We start from the raw sequence: 21,002 nt of genomic DNA on the forward strand, positions 1-21,002 counted from the left end.
AGATCATCATGAATGAGAAATCGCACGTGTCGATGGAGCAGCATGTCTGCCTGGTGTGCGGCGTCAGTTTCGAAACCGGCAACCTGCTGCTCGATCGACGTTTGCGCGCGAGCATGGGGCGTCACACGCTGACTGGCTGGGGTCTGTGCGCCGAGCATCGCAAGATGTTCGACGAGGGGTTCGTGGCCTTGGTCGAATGCGATCCGCAACGCAGCGGGGCTGCGTCGGTCCAAGGCAATCTCCGTCCGGAGCAGGCGTATCGCACCGGTCAGATCGCGCACCTGAAGCGCGAAGTGTTCGATCGGCTGTTCGACGTCCGGCTGGCGGCTGACAAGCCTTGCGTGTTCGTGGAGCCTGGGTTGATCGAGCAGCTGCAGGCCATGGTCGGGCCCCAGGCCGACTGAAGCGCCGTCGGCGCTCGGAAGCGCATCGACGCGCATGGATGCGTCAGGCGCTTCCTCAGGGTCGCAACGCGACCCTCGTGCGCGGGGCGTGAGCGTTGCTCACGTGCCGTGCACCTGGGGGCGTGGCCGGAACGAGCGCTTGCACGCTGCGCCACGCCATGGTGTGGCAGCTTGATTGACGCATGTCCCGGTGCTTTGCAGCGCATGACGACGGTGGGGCGCAGGCGACCGCGACCGTGAGCGCAATGCTTTGAACCCCTTCGTTGGCGTTGGGGAGGCTGGGGAGGGCTTGCCTGTGAGCCCTGAGGCTACCCCATCGTTCTCGCGTTCAAGGCCCTGCGCGCGCATCCTGAGGCATGCGGCGGTTGGTCGAAGAAAACTGTCTTGTCGCCTTGATCAACACGGCAAGTCCATCTCGGCCCAGACTGTTCCGCTTTTCGAAGGAGATTCGGACGTCAAACGCCCCACCGATCCAAGAAGCTGACAAGGTTCCCTGGGCGACCTCATCGAATCACAGGTGGTCAATCAGCGCGGCGACATAGTTGGTGCGTGTGTGCGGCACGTCCACCACATCCACCAAGTTCGGGTGCCGGAAATAGATGATCAGGTAGGGGTACTTGGGCAGTCCCCATGAACGTAGGCCAGGCATCCCGAGTTCGGTCTCGAGCCGTGGCGAGCCGGCATCAGGGTTGCGTCTGATGAGTTCGTAGGCCTTCTGCAACTCATCCACGAAACCCCTGGCCGCGTTCGGAGCCCGCATGGTGACGGCGTAGTACCGAATCACGGCGGCAATCTGCGCGCTGGCGCGAGGACGGACAAGAAACCTCTTGGCGCCTTTCAAGCTCAATCCGCCTTCTTCTTCCTGCCAGTTTTGGAGGCAGCCTCCCCGGTCCTGCGCCTTGCGGACGCCGCTGGCTGACTCGTCTGTGTCGATTCGGCCTGTGCGATCTCGTCGCGCAGTGCGTCGAAGTGGGCTGGTGTCCATTCCACGGAGGGCCCGGATTCAAGGCTGGAAAGAATGACAGCCCGAAATTGCTCGCGTGCCAAGTCGCGGCGGATCAGGTCTCGCATGTATTCGCTCGCATTGCCATAACGGCGCTCCGCGACCTGTGCATCGACGAATGCCTTCATCTCTTCCGGAAGTGAAATGTTCATCGTCGTCATGCAAGGTACTCTATAACAATATGGCAAACTTTGCCATAACGTGGACATTCCAACGATGAGCGTCTTGCGTGACCTGCGCAAGCCTTGGTTTGACGGCGTGCCCACTGGACTCAGGATGGCCCATGGGCGATGTGGTCGATGGCGTCCCGCAACGGCCTCTCCCTGCAGAAGAGGACACCTTGGTGATCGTCGTGGAGGGTGTGGAGGGCTTGCCTGTGAGCCCTGAGGCTACCCCATCGTTCTCGCGTTCAAGGCCCTGCGCGCGCTTCGCGTGCTCGGCGCGTGCCGCGCGCCTGCGGCGGCCTTGAGCGCTGCGCTGCGACGGGGTGGCGGGGTCTCGCAGGCAATCCCGCCTGTGTCATCCACAGGAGTTCTTCCTCATGAACACACCCGCTTTCTTCGCATCCGCTGGTGCGAAATCGTCCGAATCCTTGGCATCGTCTTCTACGGCCGCGCACACCGAGTGCGAGGTGCTCGAAGCGTTGCATGCGTTGCTTGGCGCTGACGCAGGGCAGCTCTACGAGGCGCATGGGCGCTCGCTGCATCGGCTGGTGGGTGCCGCGCGGGATGCATCACTGCCGGGGTGCGAACCGTTGCTGTGCGGTCTTCGCCTGGCGCGTGCGCTGCTTGTCGAGGAGATGCTGCCGGGCGAGACCTTCGGTTCGCCGAAGGCGGTAGCGGACTATCTGAAGCTGCACTTCGCAGGGCAGGGGCACGAAAGCTTCGCGGTGCTGTTTCTGAATGCGCAGCATGGGCTGATCGCGTTCGAGGACCTGTTTCGCGGCACGCTCACGCAGACCAGCGTCTATCCGCGCGAGGTGCTGCGTCGTGCGCTGCGGTACAACGCCGGGGCCGTCATCCTGGCGCACAACCATCCATCGGGCATGGTAGAGCCGTCACGAGCGGACCTGGCGTTGACGGCGGCGCTGAAGGACGCGCTGGCGTTCATCGATGTGCGGGTGCTGGATCACGTCGTCGTCGCTGGAAGTCGCACGGTGTCCATGGCCGAGCGTGGCCTCGTCTGAACGAGGCCGGGGCGCTGCGCGCCCCATTCTTTGAGACTGCGCCGCTGCAGCGGTTGCGCGCTTCGAGCCCGGCGGACGGATGAAAGGCAAGCCTCGATGCTTTCGGTGGGCGGACGCCGTAGCGTCGCGCACGGCCTTGCCGTTCGGCGCTCGGTGAGCGCAGCGCGTCGCCATACACAACAGCATCCAGCTCCAGCGCTTGGCCGGCGCCTCGAGACATGTCACTGGATTGCGCAGCACGCGTGCTGCGAGTCGGAAGTCTTCTCTCGTGAAGGCAAGGCGTCATCGAACGAGAAAGGGATGTCGTGCTACGCAGCGTGAGCGCGATGGAGGATGGCGAACCCCTTTGTGCGTTTCAGGGACTGCGCCAGCGCGCAGGCAAGTCACGACTTGACCCCGCCGGTCGGCCCGGTGATCAGCACGCTGTGTCTGGAGTCGATCCAGTCGCCCAGCGTCAGGCTCATCACGGCCTGGCGGTCGACGCCGCGGCCGGCGCGAGCGCCCCCGTCATCAATGGCTGCTCGCCAAGATTGATACCACGGCCAAGATGCACACCAGGGCCCAGGTTCGTGACGTGGCTGAGGGGCACGCGAATTCAGAAACACCTTCCTGCACTTTAGGCGAACGCATTTCCACGAATAGACGCCGTTTTCTCCAGTTACGCGGAAAAACCGCTTGATGGCTATCGCCGTTAGCAAGCAAACGGCTGTGTCTTGACATTTGTGGCTTCGGTAGCTACATTTACTGTTTGGCGACCGCGGTCCCGTAGCATCGCTCGATTTGGTCAAGGGCAGTCATGAGTCTGCGCGAGGAATACGACATCGAGATGCCGGTCTGGCGCAGGTCGCTGCGGCTTGCCGGCGGGAGTTGGGGCACATCTTCAACGACGGGCTACCAGGAGCGCTGGGCGCAGCGTCGCGCCACCGCGCGATCACTGGATCATGGAGCTCGACGGCTGGACTAATCTAAAAACCGGCGAGAACTGGCGAGCAGGGAAGGCGTCTAACTTTTCAGCCTGGACCCTTCGGGAGAAGCTCGCTGAGGTGCGAGCCCGGGCCGGCGATGTCTACAACTTTTACGTCAAGCTGCAGACTCGATCGGCGCGTGGGCGTGCCTTTTGGCTGGTATTTCTGCATGCTCGATGGCGACCGCGTTCATGCTGAATCGGGTGAGCACGCGCTGTAGGCGGCCGAAGACGTTCGGACCCTGCTGCAGGAATGCGACTATCAGGTGTTGAAGACCTGCAAACAGTGGCCCTATAGGTTTCAGGAGAGATGGAAATGAATGCCCCCCACGTGATCACGAGCCGCGAGTTCGGCCACAACGTCAGCAGCGCGAAGCACCTGGCCAAGGAAGGTCCGCTCTTTATCACCGACCACGGCGAACCTGCCTTCGTGCTCCTCAACATCGGCGACTATCGAGCGCTCTCCCGAGGCGACGGCGATAGTACGGTGTCGCTGCTCGAGCTGATGGACAGCATGCCCGATACGTCGGAAGTCGAAGACTTCGAGATCACTCCGACGGCCATCCAGCTGCGCCCGGAGGTCTAAGGGTGTACCTGCTCGACTCCAATGTGCTGGCCGAACTGCGTCCAGGAAAGCTCGGCCAATCAGAAGAGGTCCGGCGCTGGGCTGGAACAGTTCCACAGAATCAGTTTTTCCTTTCGGCCATCACCATTCTCGAACAGGAGGAAGGCATTGTGCGCCTGGAGCGCCGTTCACCGCCCCAGGGACAAGCGCTGCGTCGGTGGGCCACGGCCGTCCATAAGGCATTCGCTGGGCGGATCCTAGCTTTTGGCGAGCGTGAGGCGCTGTTGTGCGCGCCCATGCATGTCCCCGATCCAAGAGCTCGACGCGATTCGATGATCGCCGCCACTGCGCTTTCGCACGGTTTCACTGTGGTCACCCGCAACACCAGCGATTTCGTCAGCATCCGAGGGCTGAAAGTGTTGGACCCCTGGAACGCATGAAGCTCAATCAAGGATTTCGCCATACCTTGCAAGTCGCTGCGCGTAAAGCATTTCGCATTCATTTGAGTGATCGCACGGGAGGTGGACCCGCTCAAGAGCTGAGAATCTACTTGGGCCAGGAAAGCCAGAGCATCGACGCGCGCAAGGTCCCAACGGCCATTGCATGGATCTTGAGTGAATTTGCAGTTCTGTCCCGCGGCAAGCGCGCTCCGGCCACGCGCGCGTAGCAGCGCGATCTGTTTGGGTGTTGTTTTATGAGAGCGCAGATCTCTCGAGAGTGCCTACCAGCCGTTGTCGCCCGGAAACGACGGTCTGGAGCCTGACCATCTGGTGGTGCTGCTGGGCGCAATGCCATGGGTTGAGCGGCAGCGTGGCTGTCGCTGAGGCGATGGAGGGTGTGCGCATGCGTCGGTGTGCAGCCCTGGGCGGAGATCGCGCTTCGCGCGGTGCATTGTTTGCGCGAAGCATTGCTCGCCTGAAGCGAGCCCCTTGGGATTGGCGTGGTCCTCAACAGGTCAGAGCAGGATTCAACAGTTCGATGCCAGCACCCTTGCACTTGATCCAGGGGCCACCAGGATGCACCTTGCCATCCCAGGCGGCCAGTGCTTGGCGCGCCTCGTGTGCATGTTCGTAGCAGTAGCGACGGTGATAGCCGACCGGGTCTACGCCGACGACCACGGCGGTGGTGAAGTTGAATCGGCGAATGCCGCATAACTGGCCTTCGCGCTCGCATATGTCCGTGTAGCCGTCAGCTGCCAGCGCAAGCACCCACGGGTGGTTGGCGAGCTGCGAGGTGATGGGCGAGGACGGCTTGGTGCGCATGGTCATCGGGGGATTGTGGCTCCCTGGTGCGAAGTTGGGCTGGCGCGACTGCGGAAGTTCGGATGGCGCGATGGTGGTGGTGCTCGATCGCTCCTGATCCACCGGTGAGGTATGGTCGGCGGTGTTTTCCGAAGTCCATCAAATGGGTAAAACTCTGGTTTCGAAGGATCTTCCATGGCTGCCATTTCCGCGACCGTCGGCTCCTCCGACATCGAGCGCTTGGCGCGCGATCTGCCGTCGTTTTCTGCGACGAAGCTGGCTTCGGGCATGCAGGCGGTCGCCAGCACGGTGATGGCGCGCGGCGCGGTGGTGATCACGCGCCACGAGAAGCCCGCCATGGTGCTGATGTCGGTGGAGCGCTACCTGCAGATGGAGCAGGCGTCGGAGCCGGACCTCGAGGCCCTCACGCACCGTTTTGACGATATGTTTGCGCGCATGCAGGGCGAGGCGGCTGCACGCGCGATGGACGATGCATTTGCCATGGATTCTTCGGCGCTGGGTGAGGCGGCGGTCGCCGCGGCTGCGGCTACCCCGGCCGCGCCTGCTACGCGCGGCTGATGCCGGCAAGGATCTTTGTGCTGGCCGGCGTCAACGGCGCCGGCACGAGCAGTGTGGGCGGCGCCGCGTTGCTCCAGAAAAAGGTCGACTACTTCAACCCCGACCTGGCAGCCCGCGTGGTGCTGGATGCCAATCCGGGCCTGACGGCCGAGGAGGCCAACGCCCGGGCCTGGGAGTTCGGACGCAAGGGTCTGGAGCGAGCCCTGGCGCAGGGACGCAACTTTGCCTTCGAGACAACCCTGGGCGCGAGGACGATCCCTCAGATGCTCGCCGACGGTGCGCGCCAGGGCGCCCAGGTTCGTCTTTGGTACGCTGGACTGGCCTCGCCCGAACTTCATGTTGCGCGCGTGCGGTGGCGGGTCGCCGCCGGTGGCCATGACATCCCCTCATCGCTGAGGTTGTAGGCATGCTTGAGGTATATCAGGTTGGCCCCTCAGACGCAGGGGGAGTCGCGGGCGCCCGGCGGCGGCAGCACCTGCGCTGGCGACCCGCACGCTGGGGCCAGACAGTTCGCCCTGCGCAACGGTCCGGCCTTCGCATACCTGGCGGGCAAACTCCGGTACCAGCGCGGTCTCCATCTGCGCCCAGGGCAACTGGCTGGCCAGCATCACCAGCGGTGGCGTGCATCAATCATCTCGGCCGGCGGCTGCCGGAAGAAATCGGCCAGGAATCACATCGTGGTGCGTTAGTTGTCAGGGGATCTCACACCAAACTGCAGCACCCAGTGCTCATGTGGGGTGGCAGGGTTTTGCATGTCCGACTGGCTACGTGCCCTGCCGTGGGCTGCGCGCTTTGACTTCGTTCAAAAAAGCGCGCTGTCTGCGGGAGCTTCCTATCACCAAGCGACTACCCCTTGGAGGGAACTTGACGCTTTACGTAATTCACGAAAATGGTGCTTCTACGGAGATTTCCTCATGATCACTGTTTCCGCAAGCGAGTTCGCGAAGAATTTCGGCCACTACCGCGAGATGGTTCAAGCTGAATCTGTGGCAGTCACTAGCCATAACCGCGTGACTGGGTACTTTATTTCGAGAAAGGAGTTCGACGAGTTCGAACGCCTGAAGGCCCGCGCGACAAAGTCATATGAGGTCCAAGACCTGCCAGCTGAGGCGATTCAAGCGCTATCAAGGAGCGCTATGGATTCGAGTCACGATGCCTTGAACGCACTGCTGCGCGACTAAGTGCATGACTTTTCCGAAACCCGAGGTAGGTCTCGTCGTCTCGTTTGCCTACTTGTGGAATCACGAAGAAAAAAAAGGGCAGACGGAGGGAGTTAAGAATCGACCTTGCGTCATCATCACAGCCGTCGAAGAAGTCGAAAATCGAGTCGTCGTCACTGTTTCTCCGATCACGCATTCACCCCCAGAAAGTGCAAACCTCGGCGTCGAAATGCCACCCCCTTGAGCAATACGATAAGGCCTTGCGGTTTGAGATCCATTTTGTATGGCATTCGCTATTCGCGAATAGCGAATAGCGCTGATAGGCTTGCCTTTGGCAAGTGATAGACGCCTGAACGTCAAAACGTCAAAACGTCAAAACGTCAGCGAAGCCTTGCCCGACCGTCCAGAGCCCCGAACCACGATGGCTTCAAGGGTACAGCCGGTACATGCTCCGACAGTCCTCGGTCGCGGCCTCGTTGGAAGATCTCATGTAGTCGCTCCGCCGGTAGACCGGGCCCAGGCACCTTGCGTTCGACGGTGTCCCAGCCGATAAAAGGTACCGCGCAGGCTGTCGATCTTTAAATAGCTCAAGCTCAGCAACTGCAACTGCAACTGCAACTGCCAACAGCAGGCGGGTTCTTGCTTCTCCCTTTTGAGGCGCCGACATGTGGGTTGGCTAGTTTGCGCCTGCGCTGGGCGTGTGTGTCGCGATGTCGTGTGTGCCATGTTGTGCCGGCGTTCGGCGGACAAAGCGCTCGCGGGTTGCTGGCGCCGGATGCGATCGGTAATGCAGCGAGAACGCCAGGGCCACGGGTGATGCCATGCAGGGCGCCCCAGCGGCTTCGCTGCTGTCGGGCTGCTCCAGGTTCGCGCCTTCGCGCTCATCCCCTGCGGGGACGGCTTGCAGCCGCCTTGCGCATCCCTGGCGCGGGGCCTGCGGCCCCTGACATCCTCGATCAGACCTGTCTGCGGCAGGTGGGGGCGCTCGCCGCGCGGCGGTTCCGGTGCGCCTCGGCCCGGCGTCTGGGGGCTGCCGTCTTCCTGAGTGCTTCACCTTCTCGGCGACCGTGCACCCGCGCGACCGGGCGACCGGCTGCGCCTGCAAGGGGGTGTTCATAACGCTGCGCGTTACGAATGCTTCCCCCTTGCTCTCCCGTCCGGGCGTGCGCGCTGTGTCACCGGGCGAAGAACTCAGGAAGACGGCGGCCAGGCTCGGCAGCTCGGCCGATGCGATGCGGAACCCTTTCACGAGGGGCTCTGAATCTAGGAATCCGGCAGGGCTTCGTCCATGCACCCATCCATCCATTCATTCACTGATTCGCGCACTGAAGCGATCGAAAGGAAACGCACATGACTGCCAGAGCGACTGCACGGACCCCTGCGGATACCACTGCGAGCACAGCCACCGTCCGGGCCAAGGTGGCGCCCGCCGCTGCCAGCGATGGTGCCGCCACGAAGACGCCGCGGGTCGAAAGGCCCAAGCACGCCGGCGACACGACCCAGGCGCAGCCTTCGAAGGCTGCCCCGCCGCAAAATCCCACCCACGAGAAACCGGTTGCGAACGAGTCCGGTGCCATTGCCGCCGCGCCGGCGCGCGACATCGACGTGCCGCTGCATCAACTGGTGCTCGACGACGCCAATGTCCGCAAGGTCCGCAGCGCGGGTGGCGTGGAGGAACTCGCCGCGCTCATCGATGCGCAGGGCCTGTTGCATCGCCTTGCCGTGGTCGCCCTGGCCGATGGTCGGTTCGGCGTCATCGCCGGGGGGCGACGTCTGCTGGCATTGCACAAGCTCGCCAGCGACGGGCGATGGTCGGCCGCCCGGCCCGTCGAGTGCCGGCTGTACGACAGCGCGCAGGCGGCGGAGATTTCGCTGGCGGAGAACTCGGGGCGCGAAGCGATGCACCCAGCCGACGAGGCCGAGGCCTTTCTGGCGCGGGTCGACGCGGGGCAGAGCGTGGCCCAGATCGCTGTGCGCTTCGGCGTGGCACCGCTGACCGTCGAGCGCCGTCTCAAGCTCGCCCGGCTTGCGCCACGTTTCCTCGCGATGTACCGGGAAGGGAGTATCGAGTCGGACATCCTGCATGCGCTGGCACTGACCGACAACCACAAGGCCCAGGAGGCCGTGTGGGACGGCCTGCCCACCTATCGCCGGGACGCCTGGACCATCCGACGCCTCCTGACCGAAGGCGCGGCCACCGCGGAAAGCCATCTCGCGCGCTTCGTGGGCGTCGAGACCTATGAGGCACGCGGTGGCAAGGTCCGGCGCGACCTGTTCGCTGACTACGATGCCGGCCGCTCGGGCATCTATCTGGAGGCACCGGGGCTGCTGCGCCAGCTCGCCACGGAGAAGCTGCAGGCGGCCGCCGAAGAAGTGCGCGCCGAGGGCTGGGCATGGGTCGAAGGCTTGATCGATGCAGATCGGCTGGCTTTGCGCGCCTATGGGCAGCAGGCGCCGTCCGAACGTGCACCCAGCGACGCGGAGGCTGGCATGTTGGCCGCGCTGGAGACCGAGCGCGAGCGGCTCGACGCGGCCTACGGTCAGAACGAGGCGAAGTCACTGCAATTCGATGGCGATGGCGATGGCGACGAAGCCTACGAGGCCGAGGAAGTGCGGCTGTCGGGTCTGTTGAGTGACCTCGACGACCGGATCGATGCGGCGCGCGCCTCGCTGCGGGTCTGGACGCCCGAGCAGATGGGACGGTGTGGTGCGATGCTGCGCATCGACAGCGACGGAACGCTCGTCGTGCATCGTGGGCTGCTGCGGCGCGAGCCCGCCCATGATGGAGCCTGCGGCGCTGGCACCGAAGACGGCGAAGGGTTGGTCAGCAGGGCAGGGCGGGGCAGCGAGAGCGATGAGGCGGCCGAGGCCGGCAAACGACGCGCCGTCTTCAGCGAGAAGCTGATGCGCGACCTCACGGCCCATCGCACCGCCGCCTTGCAGGCCGCGCTCACGCAGGACGTCGACGTGGCACTCGCGACGCTGGTGCACCGCATGGTCGAGACGGTGTTCGATCTCTATGACCGGGGCAATAACATCGTGAGGGTGACGGTGCGCCCAACAGGAGATCTCGCGCTCGCCGAGCATGCGAGCGACTACGTCCATACACCCGCCGCCGCGCTGCTGGAACGCGCCGCGAGCGATTGGGGCGAGCGCCTGCCTCGTGATCCGGCCGCGACCTTCCGTTGGCTGCTTTCGCAGGAGCGTCAGACCTTGCTGCAGCTGCTGGCCTATTGCACGGCGCGCAGCATCGATGCGATCCAGGGCCGTGAACGCCGGCGCAACCAGAGCGATGCAATCGCCGAGGCGCTCGGCCTGGACATGGCCGACTGGTGGACGCCAAGTGCTGCGAACTACCTGCACAGCGTGAGCAAGGCCAAGGCGGTAGAGGCGGTCAGGGAAGCCAGTGGCGTCGATTGCACCAAGGAAGTCGCTGCCATGAAGAAGTCCGAGGCCGCGGACTATTGCGCAGCCAAGCTCGAAGGCACGCGTTGGTTGCCTGTTCCGTTGCGGCCGCTGGTTGCCGGTATCTCGTGCGCCTGCGAGGACGCCCAAGCCGAGCGGGAGAAGAACGATGGGGCAGAAGAAGCCCTGAACCGGGCTGGGCCGGATGGCGATCCGGTCTCGGACGCTGGTCGTGACCAACCGGACCATGAGGCCTAGCCGGCTGGATTGATACCGAGCATCCAGCCTGCGCAGAGCAGGCCTGAGCCTGTCGCCCGCGAATGTGCGGGCGGCGGGCTTTTTTTGCCTGCGCTTGTGCTCTGACGCATGACGGACTGCGCGGATGCATGACCTCACGAACAACGAGCGATGGCATGTCGCTGCAGCAATCCGCTTCCACTGGCGTCGTGCGCAGGGGGCGGTGGCCAGCGCGCTGTGCGCGGGTCGCTGGTCAGCGCGGGCTTTGGGCCCGCGGGCCGTGTTGCGGGGGGCGCACGACTCGCTGCGCCTCGTGCTGGCAGGGGGCGGGTGGCGTGGGGGAGGGCGTGTCGCGGTGGCTGGGTCTTTTTTTGGCGCGGTGGCCAGCGCGCTGTGCGCGGGTTGCTGGTCAGCGCGGGCTTCGGGCCCGCGGGCCGTGTTGTGTGGAGCGCACGACTCGCTTCGCCTCGTGCTGGCAGGGGGCGGGTGGCGTGGGGGAGGGCGTGTCGCGGTGGCTGGGTCTTTTTTTGGCGCGGTGGCCAGCGCGCTGTGCGCGGGTTGCTGGTCAGCGCGGGCTTCGGGCCCGCGGGCCGTGTTGTGTGGAGCGCACGACTCGCTTCGCCTCGTGCTGGCAGGGGGCGGGTGGCGTGGGGGAGGGCGTGTCGCGGTGGCTGGGTCTTTTTTTGGGGCGGTGGCCAGCGCGCTGTGCGCGGGTTGCTGGTCAGCGCGGGCTTCGGGCCCGCGGGCCGTGTTGTGTGGAGCGCACGACTCGCTTCGCCTCGTGCTGGCAGGGGGCGGGTGGCGTGGGGGAGGGCGTGTCGCGGTGGCCGGGTCTTTTTTTTGGGGGGGCGGCCAGCGCGCTGTGCGCGGGTCGCTGGTCAGCGCGGGCTTGGGCCCGCGGGTCTTGTTGTGTGGAGCGCACGACTCGCTGCACCTCGTGCTGGCAGGGGCGCGAGGTGGCGTGGCGGGGCTGGCTCGCGTGACCTTCAGCGTGCCACGCCGTTCTCGCTGTCAAGGCCTGCGCGCGCTCTGCGCGCTGGCGGCCTGCGGCCGTCTTCGAGCCTTGACCGCTGCGCTTCGGCGTGACCGTGACGGTCCTGGGCAATCCCGCCCTTTTCTTGGAGCGTCACATGACTTTCTCGTACTTCTTTTTGAGCGACGAACAGGTTCGGCGACTTGTCGCGAATGGCCGCGCATCGCGCGAATTTGATGCGCGCGACGAACTCTTCGATCCGTCACCGGTGGTCAAGCTCTTCACACCGGATGCCGGCGCGACGTGGTTGCTGAGCGAGATCGATCCCGACGATCCGACGATCGCCTTCGGTCTGTGCGATTTGGGGCAGGGCTATCCCGAATTGGGATGCGTGAGTCTTGACACGCTGGCTTGTCTGAGGGGGCCGTTGCGCCTGCCGATCGAGCAGGACGTGGGATTCCAGGCGACGCGACCGCTCAGTGCCTATGCAGTCGCTGCGCGCCTGGCGGGCCGGATCGAGGCCTGAGCGGTCGGCCTGTGCCGGCAGCTGCGCTGCCGGCATTTGTTTGTGCTTCTTTCCTTCTCTTGTTCTTTCCTCCTTTCCTTCTTTCCTTCTTTCGTTGTGAGGGGCGCTGCCTTTTGCGTCCTTGGAAGGACGGTCTGGGGGGTGCTCACCGGGGTGTCCGGGGCGGCGCTCAGGTCGCTGCCTTGTGGTCAGGCCGGCCCCGGGACCGCCTCTTTCCGACGCCTGGCTGCGGGCCTTGCGGCCGCCAGGGTGCGGCTGCGCCCCCGTCCTCACCCGGTCCCTGCGCTTTGCTGCGGGCTGCGGCTTGCGGGCGGGCCCTGGCGCCCGCGCGGTCCTCGCCGTCATGGCGTCGAGGCGGCTCCGCGGGAGCCGGCCCGTCACCTCAGAAAGGCAGACTCCCCATGGACAGCTCCGATCCTCGTACGCCATTCGTCACACCCCCCGCCGTCGCGGGCGGCGCGCCTGGTGCCGGCGGTCCGCGCGAACCACAGGCTTCGATAGTGTGGCGCTATGCCCTCAGCGTTGATCGCCGCTGGGCGCTGGTTTTCGATGCGCAGGGGCGCAATCTTGGGGAAGTTCATCGTCCCGCCCTGGCCGCGGGGCCTGATGGCCGGCTCCTTACTTTCGAGCAAGTCGTGCGTCTGATGTGTGCGGCGCCGCGCATGCGCACGCTGCTGCAGGAGATCGTCGCAGCTGGTGGCGCCGACGTGCCCGCGTCCCGTGCGCAAGATGGGTGCTTGGCCCGTGCCCGCGCGCTCCTGGCGGAGCTGGGGTAGCTGTCTCGCCGACGCGGCCGCCCTTGTCGTTGGCTGGCGGCGGCGGGGCCATGCGATCGTATGCGGTCTCTTTTTGCTCAGGGAATCACGATCGATGTGTCGGTCTTCACGCGATCGAGTGCCACGAGCGAGCGAAAACTCTTGACGGCCTCGTTCTGCGCGAACAAGCGCCGCGTGAGACCTTCGTAACTGCGCATGTTGGGTGCGACGATGATGAGCACACAGCTGACGCCACCCGTCACGTAGAAGCATTGTTGGACTTCGGGCGTGTCCCGAAAAAGCGCTTTGGCGCGATCCACCGTCGACGCTCGCTCGTCGACGAGTTGTACCTCGACGATGGAGGTGATGGTGGCCGACACCGCCTCCGGGTCGACGATCGCCACGTTTTTCATGATCACGCCCGCCGCCTCCATGGCCGCGATGCGCCGCTGCACGGCTGCCGCGGACAGATGGACCTCCTCGGCGATCACCCGCTGCGGTGTCTTGTTGTCACGTTGCAGGATGCGCAGGATCTCGCGGTCCTGGCGGTCGAGCGCGAATTCGGTGGCCGGGGGCTTGGGTGCCATGTCGAGTGAAAAGTGCGTCCGGGTGGTGATTTTCGGGTGATTTAATCAGGGCGGCGAATATAAAGTGCGCGGATGACCTCCCTCTCCAACGCACGGCCTGTCGGCGCGGCCCCCTCCCACCCCCTCCTGGGGGTGGCCTGCGGCGCGGGTGCCGGCGCACTGTGGGGTCTGGTTTTTCTGGCACCGGCCTTGGTCAAGGACTTCGATCCGCTGCAATTGAGCATCGGTCGATACTTGTGCTATGGCGTCCTCGCCGCGCTGATGCTTGCGCCGCGCTGGCGGCAGGTGGCGACGAGCTTGTCGCGATCGCACTGGTTCACCTTGTCCTGGCTCGCCCTGACTGGGAACATCGTTTACTACATCTTGTTGTCGAGTGCGGTGCAGTTGGGAGGCATCGCCATGACCTCACTGGTGATCGGGTTCCTTCCGGTGGCTGTGACCGTCATCGGCAGTCGCGACACCGGCGCGGCGCCCTTCAAGGCGCTTGTGCCGTCGCTCCTGCTGAGTGGCGCCGGCGCGCTTTGCATTGGGTGGGAGGCCTTGGCCGCTTCGAATGCGGCGGCGCCGGGGTCGAGCGGGCTCGGGCTTGTGTGTGCCGTTGGCGCGCTGGCGTCCTGGACAGCGTTTGCGGTGGGCAATGCGCGTGCCCTGAAGCGGATGCACGTCGTCTCTGGACACGACTGGAGCCTGTTGACGGGGATCGTCACGGGCGCGCAGAGTCTGCTCTTGCTGCCGCTGGCCCTGCTCCTGGCGACGACGCAGCACGACGCGCATCAGTGGGTGCGATTCGCCTCGGTGTCGCTGGCCCTGGCTCTGGTGGCTTCCATCGCAGGCAATGCGTTGTGGAACCGGATGAGTCGCCTGCTTCCCCTCACGGTGGTCGGACAGATGATTCTTTTTGAGACCGTTTTCGCGCTCGTCTATGGCCTTGCATGGGAGCGCAGGCTGCCGAGCGTGTTCGAGACGCTCGCGCTCGTCTTCGTGGTCTCGAGCGTGCTGGCTTGCCTCGCCGCGCATCGCAGCTTGCCCGAGAAAAGAGAGCTCGCTTGAGCGGACGCTCGGGCAAGGCGATTGCACGGCGCTGACTGGCGCCTTCACCCCCGGTCAACCTGATCGCGGGTGTTCGGCATGCCGAACACCGGTCGAAGAGGGGGCGAGGGGCTCGCCGCTGGCGAGGTCGGACGCTCACATGAGCGTGGAAACCTGGTTTCCAGTGGTAAGCGCCTCGCTTTTACCGGGCTGCTGGCGCGTTCGTCACCGCGGCCACGCCGGGCGCGCGCATGGCCGCCTCGTAGCGCGCATCGGTCAGGGTGCCGAGGAAGGCGCTGATCGCGTCGATCTCCTCGTCGCTCAGCCCCGGCGTGCTGCCCGGGCGGCGGTTCATCGGCGTCGAGTTCACGTTGATGTTCGCGCGATGCGCGGCGGGCACGTCGTCGAAGGTGGAGCGGCCGTGGTACCACTTGGCCGGATCGGTCGATCGCGTGGCGTAGAAGGCCACCGCCTCGCGCAGCGTGGCGAAGGTGCCGTTGTGCATGAAGCTCTGGCGCACCGCGACGTTGCGCAGGCCCGGGGTGCGGAAGTAGCCGCACCACTGGCCGGGATCGGGCCAGCGCAGCTGCGAGGCCGTGCGGCACAGGCCGTTGTCGAAGTGGCGCGCATCGCGGTTCGCGGGCAACGCCAGGTTGCGCGGCACGGCGATCGCGTCGTAGCCGAAATCGGTGAACAGCGAGCGCTCGGGCCGGCTCGCGGTGTCCGAGAGCGTGTGGCAGGACATGCAGTTGCCCTTGTCCGGATTCTTGAACAGCGCCAGGCCGCGCATCTCCTGCGGGCTCAGCGGCGTGCGCAGGCGCAGGTAGTCGTCGAAGCGCGAGCTGAAGGGCGCCATCTCGTCGCTCTGCAGGTAGGCCTGCAGCGCCAGGCCGATGCCCTGGACCATGCGCTGCGGATCGCGCAGCACCTCGGGTCCCAGCGCCTGCGACAGCGCCGGCGCGAGTTCGGTGGCGCGCACCTTGCGCAACAGGCTGCGCGGCGAGGCGTTGTTCATCTCGTCGGGATCGAACAGCGGGCCGCGGACCTGCTCGGCCAGCGTGTCGGCGCGGCCGTCGGCGAACAGGCCGCCGAACGGCGAGGCATAGGGTGCGTCGTCGTCCTGGTAGAAGTGGCGCCGCGGCACGTAGCGCACGTACAGCAGCGAGGGCGCGGTGCGCGCGCTGAAGCGGCCCGCGCGGCTGCCTTGCGGCGTGCGCGGCCCCGCGAGCGAGGGCGCATTCAGCGTCGAGGTGAAGGCGCGCAGCGGGTCGTGGCAACCGGCGCACGACAGGCCTTGCGGCTGCGACAGCCGGGTGTCGAAGAAGAGGCGCTTGCCCAGCGCCGCCAGCGCGGGATCGGGCCGGAACACGGCCGCCGTGGGATCGACGCGCGCGGCCAGCTTCGGCGTGGCGCCGATGTGCTCGATCACCTGGCTCGCCGGGCTGCCCGGGCCGATGACCTGCATCGATCCCGGGGCGGCGCCCGCGGCACCCACGATCCATCCGAGGCAGGCCGCGCCCAGGGCGAGCGCGGCGCCCGCGAGCGGGGGGAAGCGCGTCGAGCGCCGCGTCACGGCGTCAGGAAGCCGGTCTTGTCGCAGCTCAGCGCCCGACCGGTCTGCCCGCAGGTGGCGAGCAGCTTGCCGGCCACGGTGTAGGCCTTGAAGGTCCAGCCCACGTCGGGCGACTTCTTGCGCTCCATCAGCATGAAGCCGAAGGTGTTGTGGTGCGTGATGCGGTCGATCGTCACGCCCGGCGCGGGCGTGGTGCCGGCGGGCAGCGGGTCGGGCAGCGCCACGTCGAGGTTGTCGCCGCCGTTGCCCGACACCACGGTGGCCGGATGGTCGGTGGCGAAGTTCAGCGCCTGGAAATCATGCACGTGGCCATGCAGCGCGATATGCACGCCGCTCGGGTAGTAGGCCTTCGCATAGAGGTTGTTCATCACCGACTGCAGCGCGAGGTTGCCCGGCGCGGGCGTCGCGCCCGCCACCGGCGCGAAGGCCAGGATCGGGTGGTGGTTGGTGAAGATGGTGGTGCTCATGCCCGGCTTCGCCGCCAGCGTCGCCACGGTCTGGAACTGCTTCTGGTAGGCGATGAACTGCGGGTCGTCGGTCTTCAGCGCCGCCTTGCCGGCCTTGGCCGAGTCGAACACGATGACCTGCGAGCCGCCACCCAGCGACACGGCATAGGGCTCGGCATAGTTGCCCGTGCTGTCGTTGGCCGGGTCGTTGCACGAGCGCTTGTCGGCATAGGCGCGCGTGTCGAGGAAGCGGTACCAGCCCTGGCCGCCGCGCGCGCACTCCTCGTGGTTGCCGCGCACCAGCACCCAGGGGGCTTTCGCGAGCAGAGGCGCGGCGGGCCTGAAGAAGTCGGCCTGCCAGGTGTCCCAGCCGTAGCCCCAGGGGCTGTCCTTGCAGCCGGCCACGTCGGCCGGGCAGGCGTTCTCGCGGTAGTGGTAGTCGCCAATGTGCAGCACCAGGTCGGGATCGAAGCCGGCGGCGGTGGCGGCCAGCGGCGCGAACGGCCACACGCTGCTGTCGTTGCAGGGCTGGTAGGCGTTGTCGGCCTTCTTCAGGCGGCAGCCGGTGTCGGCCAGCACCAGGATGCGCTGCGGCTCGGCCTTGGGCAGCGGCAGCGAGCGGCTGCCGACGGCGACCTGCTTCGCGCCCGAGGGAAGGGTGGCCTCGCAGGTCGACACCGGGAATTCGGACGGCTTCGAATCGGCGGGATCGCTGGCCGTGGTGCGCAGCGGCATCGAGCCCGCGCCGATGCGCAGGCTCATGCGGCTGGCCTTGCCGTCGACCGTGATCTGCGGGCAGGTGGCGTTCGCATCGGCCGCCGTGTCGGCGGCCGGCGCGGCGTAGCTGGTGATGACGCGCGCGAAGGCCGCGTTGCCCTCGCCGACCTCGACCCAGGCGGCCTGCAGGTTGGCGTCGGCCGTGGCCGCGTCGGGCGCCGGGGCGGGCGGCGGCGCCGAAGCCGGCGGCGCGGCGGGCGCGCCGGGCACCGGCACGAAGCTGCTCGAGGAGCCGCCGCCGTTGCAGGCTTGCAGGGCGGCGATGGAAGCGAGCGCGGCGAAGGCGGCGAGCCAGCGCAAGCGGCGTGCGTCGAGCCGCGCGCGCGGCGTCGTGGGAGTGGCGTGCATGGGGATCCCTCTGTTGTGGGTTGTTGTCGTGGGTCCCCGGACGATACGAAGCGAACATGCAAGCCGTGTTACAGCGCCGTGTCAGTGGCGCGCGCCAGTTCCTTTCGCACCCGCATTCCGCTCACTTCGCGCCCGGATGCAACCCCAGCACATTCGCCCCGATGGCCGGATCGACGAAGCGCTCGAGCCGCTGCGGATGCAGGATCACCGTGATCTCGCACGAGCCCGTGCCCACCGTCAGGCCCAGCAGGTGGCCGCCCGCGCCGATGAAGCTGCCGTCGGTCACGATGCCGTGCGCATGGATCGAGGGCTTGCCCTCCTTCCAGGCGATCGAGCCCGTGAGGTTGGCGAGTTCCACGTTCTTGAAGGTCTTCGGGTCGAAGACCTTCCTCGAGAAGTCGTAGAAGCCGAAGGTGGCCTCGCGCATGAAGCCGATGCCCACGATGCTGGCGCTCGGTATCTGCTCGACCACGGCGAGGCGCTCGAGGTGCGCGAGCACGTCGTCGCCGTTGCGCAGCACCATCAGGTAGCCGGTGGGCGTGCGCGTGACCTTGCCGGTCAGGTCCTGCGCGCCGGCCGAGGCGCTGAAGGCGAGCGAGGCACAGGCGGTGGCCAGTGCGAAGAGGGCGGATGCGAGGGTCTTGAACATCGGTCTGTCTCGTTTCTTTTTGAAGATGCAACCAGGTTGCGGATTCGGCTTGCGCCGCACGGGTGAGGAACGGCCGCACGCCCGCACCGAAAGTGCTGGCGCGCCGCTGTCCGGCACGGGGAGCCGCGGGCCGAGGCCCGCGGAAGATCAGGAACTCACGAGGCGCTCGTGCCCTGGGCGACGGCCGCGTGCACCTTGGCGCGCAGCCGCGCGATGTCGACGACGAAGCGGCTGTGAGTGCCGCTCGCGACTTCCTTGTCGCCTTCGTGTACCGTGAACTCGAAGTCCACGCCGCGGCCGTCGACCGCGTGCACGCGTGCCTCGATGCGCACCGGCTGGCCCAGCAACGTGGCGCCCACGTGCTTGAGCGCGATCGCGGTGCCGACCGAGGATTCGCCGGCGCCCACGTGGTCGAGCAGGAAGTCGAGGCAGGTCTGCTCGACGTCGCGCACGAGCTCGGGCGTGGCATAGATGCGCAGGTCCTCGCCGAGGAAGTCGACGGTGCGCGGCCGGTCGATCACGAGTTCGCGGCGGGTGAGGGCGCCTGCGCGCAGTTCTGAATTCATGGGGTTCGTCCGAAAGCGTTGAGCGTCAATTGACGTTGTCCCGACTGGCTGTGCGTCGGCGCGAAGGGCAGTCTAGGAATTGCGGCGCCGAGCGGCAAACGAGTTTTTCTCGAAGCATTGCGTAGAAAATATTGAAGGCCTTGCGCCCCCGTCCCGTGCCCGCTCCCGAAGGAATACGTCCACCATGTCGCGCCCCATTCCCCCGCTCAATCCGCTGCGTGCCTTCGAGGTCGCGGCGCGGCACCTGAGCTTCACGCGCGCGGCCGACGAGCTCTTCGTCACGCCCTCGGCCGTGAGCCACCAGATCAAGACGCTCGAGGAGAACCTCGGCATCGCGCTGTTCGTGCGCGACACCAAGTCGCTCGCGCTCACCGCCGCCGGCAAGGCCTACCTGCCGGGCATCCAGGAAGCCTTCAAGCAGGTGATGTATGCGACGCAGCAGCTGCGCCAGTCGCAGGGCACGCCCTCGCTCAAGATCAACCTGCCGCCGACCTTCGCAGTCAAGTGGCTGATCCCGCGCATGCGCCGCTTCATGCAGGCCTACCCCGACATCGACCTCGAGATATCGACCTCCAAGCACATGGTCGACTTCACGCGCGAGGACTTCGACATGGCGGTGCGCTACGGCCGCGGCATCTACCCGGGCCTGCACTCCGAGCTGTGCCTGCCGGTCGAAGTGTTCCCGGTCTGCAGCCCCGCGCTGATGCAGGGAGAGCATCCGCTGCGCACGCCGGCTGACCTCCGGCACCACGTGCTGCTGCACGACAACAGCACCTACAGCGACGTGAGCAACCCCGACTGGGGCATGTGGCTCGAGCATGCGGGCGTGAGCGACGTGGACGTGACGCGCGGCCCCTCGTTCTGGCCCAGCCACCTGGTGATCGCCGCGGCGGTCGACGGGCTCGGCGTGGCGCTGGTGAAGAAGAACTGGGTGATGAAGGACCTGGCCGACGGCCTGCTGGTGAAGCCCTTCGACGTCACGCTGCCGGTGGAGTTCTCCTACTTCATGGTCTATCCGCAGGACCGCGCCGCCGATGCGCGCATCGCGGCCTTCGTGTCATGGGTGCACGAGGAACGCGCGAAGGACGAGGCGGCTGCTCAGAGCCTGTAGAGCCGCTCGGCGTTGTCGTGCAGCAGCTGCCGGCGTTCGGCCTCGGAGTGCCCGGCGATGGCCGCGAGGAAGCCGCGCAGGAGGGTCTCGTAGCTGGCCACGAGGCTGTCGACCGGGAAGTTGCTCGCGAACATGCAGCGCGACGTGCCGAAGATCGCGATCGCGTCGCGCATCAGCGGCACGTTGGCCTCCTCGGTCCATGGCAGGCCGCGTTGGCCCAGGCCCGAGATCTTGATCGCGGTATTGGGTGCATCGGCCAGCCGCTCGAGCGCGCGGCGCCAGCCCGCGAGGCCCTCGGCGCCGCGGTCCGCCGGCAGGCCGCTGTGGTTGAGGATCAGCAGCGTGCGCGGAAAGTCGCGCGCGAGCTGCGTGGCCTGGTCGAGGTTCCACCAGGGTGCCTGCAGGTCGAAGGAGAGCCCATGCCTCTCGAGCAGCGCATAGCCCGCGCGCCAGCGCGCATCGTCCATCGAGCCGGCCACGCCGCGTGCGGCCTCGGCGGCCGACGCGGCCGTCACCGGCTTGTGGCGGATGCCGCGCACCAGCGCGAACGCGGCCTGCGCCGCGAGCACCTCGGCCGCGTCGCCACGATCGAGCGCCGCATGCGCGACGATCGCCGAGGGCCGGCCCTCGGTGGCCGCGAGGCCGGTGAGCCAGCGGGTCTCGGCCACCGGATCGGCACGCTCCCATTCGGCCTCGATGTGCACCGTGCGCGCCGGCGCGAAGCCGCGCGTGTCGCGCGCGAGATCGGCCGGCAGGTAGTTGCGCTTCAGCGCCGAATAGTCGCCGTAGCGGAAGTTCGGCACCGCCTCGCCCTGCAGCCAGGGATAGGGATGTGCATCGAGGTTCCAGAAATGCTGGTGCGCGTCGACGAAGGGTTCGCTGAATTCGAAAGCCATCGCGCGATTCTCTGCCGTGCGC

At 66.4% G+C, this 21,002-nt stretch carries 21 protein-coding genes and 1 pseudogene; 12 read left to right on the forward strand and 10 right to left on the reverse strand.

The window, feature by feature from the left end; genetic code table 11:
* The first annotated feature begins 8 nt into the window (after positions 1–8).
* Positions 9–404 (forward strand): ATPase, encoded by a 396-nt coding sequence (locus tag AC1HIL_RS37635; protein ID WP_261206508.1) that lies wholly within the window; start codon positions 9–11, stop codon positions 402–404.
* Positions 405–915: 511 nt separating this feature from the next.
* Here AC1HIL_RS37635 and AC1HIL_RS37640 read toward each other — a convergent pair.
* Both AC1HIL_RS37640 and AC1HIL_RS37645 read right to left on the reverse strand, forming a co-directional pair.
* Positions 916–1,251, reverse strand: a complete 336-nt coding sequence (locus tag AC1HIL_RS37640) for a type II toxin-antitoxin system RelE/ParE family toxin (protein WP_057607293.1) — start codon at positions 1,249–1,251, stop codon at positions 916–918.
* A complete protein-coding gene (locus AC1HIL_RS37645) occupies positions 1,248–1,568 on the reverse strand; it encodes a type II toxin-antitoxin system ParD family antitoxin (RefSeq protein ID WP_064262423.1) in 321 nt (106 codons plus the stop codon). The genes AC1HIL_RS37640 and AC1HIL_RS37645 overlap by 4 nt, the downstream gene beginning before the upstream one ends.
* Before the next feature lie 380 nt (positions 1,569–1,948).
* On the opposite strand from AC1HIL_RS37645, the gene radC reads away from it, so the two are divergent.
* The 4 genes from radC (at position 1,949) to AC1HIL_RS37665 (ending at position 4,789) form a co-directional block, all read left to right on the forward strand.
* Entirely contained in the window at positions 1,949–2,593 is a 645-nt protein-coding gene (gene radC, locus AC1HIL_RS37650; protein ID WP_261206501.1) for a RadC family protein, read from the forward strand.
* Between the two features lie 1,280 nt (positions 2,594–3,873).
* Positions 3,874–4,143, forward strand: coding sequence for a type II toxin-antitoxin system Phd/YefM family antitoxin (locus AC1HIL_RS37655; RefSeq protein WP_057607292.1), 270 nt, complete (start codon positions 3,874–3,876; stop codon positions 4,141–4,143).
* 2 nt (positions 4,144–4,145) lie between these two features.
* Positions 4,146–4,562 carry a type II toxin-antitoxin system VapC family toxin gene (locus AC1HIL_RS37660; protein WP_082322257.1) on the forward strand — a complete coding sequence of 139 codons (417 nt, stop codon included), beginning with the start codon at positions 4,146–4,148 and terminating at the stop codon, positions 4,560–4,562.
* Positions 4,559–4,789: a hypothetical protein gene (locus AC1HIL_RS37665; protein ID WP_479668644.1), complete on the forward strand. Its 231-nt coding sequence runs from the start codon at positions 4,559–4,561 to the stop codon at positions 4,787–4,789. Before AC1HIL_RS37660 ends, AC1HIL_RS37665 begins: the two co-directional genes overlap by 4 nt.
* A gap of 280 nt (positions 4,790–5,069) precedes the next feature.
* On the opposite strand, the gene AC1HIL_RS37670 is transcribed toward AC1HIL_RS37665, so the two are convergent.
* Positions 5,070–5,390, reverse strand: a complete 321-nt coding sequence (locus AC1HIL_RS37670; protein ID WP_479668643.1) for a hypothetical protein — start codon at positions 5,388–5,390, stop codon at positions 5,070–5,072.
* A 168-nt stretch (positions 5,391–5,558) separates the two neighbouring features.
* Here AC1HIL_RS37670 and AC1HIL_RS37675 point away from each other — a divergent pair, with 168 nt between their 5' ends.
* A complete protein-coding gene (locus tag AC1HIL_RS37675; RefSeq protein WP_479668642.1) occupies positions 5,559–5,942 on the forward strand; it encodes a hypothetical protein in 384 nt (127 codons plus the stop codon).
* A complete protein-coding gene (locus AC1HIL_RS37680; RefSeq protein ID WP_413764885.1) occupies positions 5,942–6,346 on the forward strand; it encodes a hypothetical protein in 405 nt (134 codons plus the stop codon). The genes AC1HIL_RS37675 and AC1HIL_RS37680 overlap by 1 nt, the downstream gene beginning before the upstream one ends.
* Here the strand turns inward: AC1HIL_RS37680 and AC1HIL_RS37685 are convergent.
* A pseudogene (locus AC1HIL_RS37685) lies at positions 6,328–6,576 on the reverse strand (IS5/IS1182 family transposase); the annotation flags it as partial. The gene AC1HIL_RS37680 and the pseudogene AC1HIL_RS37685 overlap by 19 nt on opposite strands.
* A 280-nt stretch (positions 6,577–6,856) precedes the next feature.
* On the opposite strand from AC1HIL_RS37685, the gene AC1HIL_RS37690 reads away from it, so the two are divergent.
* From AC1HIL_RS37690 to AC1HIL_RS37700, 3 genes are all read left to right on the forward strand, one after another.
* Positions 6,857–7,123, forward strand: coding sequence for a type II toxin-antitoxin system Phd/YefM family antitoxin (locus tag AC1HIL_RS37690; RefSeq protein ID WP_057597187.1), 267 nt, complete (start codon positions 6,857–6,859; stop codon positions 7,121–7,123).
* 1,329 nt (positions 7,124–8,452) lie between these two features.
* Complete coding sequence (locus AC1HIL_RS37695; RefSeq protein WP_479668641.1) at positions 8,453–10,765, forward strand: ParB/RepB/Spo0J family partition protein; 2,313 nt, start codon at positions 8,453–8,455, stop codon at positions 10,763–10,765.
* Between the two features lie 1,109 nt (positions 10,766–11,874).
* A complete protein-coding gene (locus tag AC1HIL_RS37700; RefSeq protein WP_479668640.1) occupies positions 11,875–12,243 on the forward strand; it encodes a DUF2958 domain-containing protein in 369 nt (122 codons plus the stop codon).
* Between the two features lie 853 nt (positions 12,244–13,096).
* On the opposite strand, the gene AC1HIL_RS37705 is transcribed toward AC1HIL_RS37700, so the two are convergent.
* Positions 13,097–13,585 carry an Lrp/AsnC family transcriptional regulator gene (locus tag AC1HIL_RS37705; RefSeq protein WP_057597190.1) on the reverse strand — a complete coding sequence of 163 codons (489 nt, stop codon included), beginning with the start codon at positions 13,583–13,585 and terminating at the stop codon, positions 13,097–13,099.
* 72 nt (positions 13,586–13,657) lie between these two features.
* Between AC1HIL_RS37705 and AC1HIL_RS37710 the strand changes: the two genes are divergently transcribed.
* Positions 13,658–14,635 (forward strand): DMT family transporter, encoded by a 978-nt coding sequence (locus AC1HIL_RS37710; protein WP_479668639.1) that lies wholly within the window; start codon positions 13,658–13,660, stop codon positions 14,633–14,635.
* A 181-nt stretch (positions 14,636–14,816) separates the two neighbouring features.
* Here the strand turns inward: AC1HIL_RS37710 and AC1HIL_RS37715 are convergent, their stop codons facing one another.
* The 4 genes from AC1HIL_RS37715 to AC1HIL_RS37730 form a co-directional block, all read right to left on the reverse strand.
* The gene (locus AC1HIL_RS37715; protein WP_479668638.1) at positions 14,817–16,187 is read right to left on the reverse strand and encodes a cytochrome-c peroxidase; all 1,371 of its coding nucleotides are present in this window, start codon (positions 16,185–16,187) and stop codon (positions 14,817–14,819) included.
* The gene (locus tag AC1HIL_RS37720; RefSeq protein ID WP_057598079.1) at positions 16,184–17,758 is read right to left on the reverse strand and encodes a metallophosphoesterase family protein; all 1,575 of its coding nucleotides are present in this window, start codon (positions 17,756–17,758) and stop codon (positions 16,184–16,186) included. Before AC1HIL_RS37720 ends, AC1HIL_RS37715 begins: the two co-directional genes overlap by 4 nt.
* A 121-nt stretch (positions 17,759–17,879) precedes the next feature.
* Positions 17,880–18,407, reverse strand: coding sequence for a PPC domain-containing DNA-binding protein (locus AC1HIL_RS37725; RefSeq protein ID WP_296728988.1), 528 nt, complete (start codon positions 18,405–18,407; stop codon positions 17,880–17,882).
* 155 nt (positions 18,408–18,562) lie between these two features.
* Positions 18,563–18,973, reverse strand: coding sequence for a thioesterase family protein (locus AC1HIL_RS37730; RefSeq protein WP_479668637.1), 411 nt, complete (start codon positions 18,971–18,973; stop codon positions 18,563–18,565).
* Positions 18,974–19,157: 184 nt separating this feature from the next.
* Between AC1HIL_RS37730 and AC1HIL_RS37735 the strand changes: the two genes are divergently transcribed.
* Positions 19,158–20,084 (forward strand): transcriptional regulator GcvA, encoded by a 927-nt coding sequence (locus tag AC1HIL_RS37735; RefSeq protein ID WP_422098612.1) that lies wholly within the window; start codon positions 19,158–19,160, stop codon positions 20,082–20,084.
* Here AC1HIL_RS37735 and AC1HIL_RS37740 read toward each other — a convergent pair.
* Positions 20,072–20,980, reverse strand: a complete 909-nt coding sequence (locus AC1HIL_RS37740) for an amidohydrolase family protein (RefSeq protein WP_479668636.1) — start codon at positions 20,978–20,980, stop codon at positions 20,072–20,074. The genes AC1HIL_RS37735 and AC1HIL_RS37740 overlap by 13 nt on opposite strands.
* Positions 20,981–21,002: the final 22 nt, after the last annotated feature.

This window comes from Variovorax sp. ISS6, assembly GCF_056523145.1.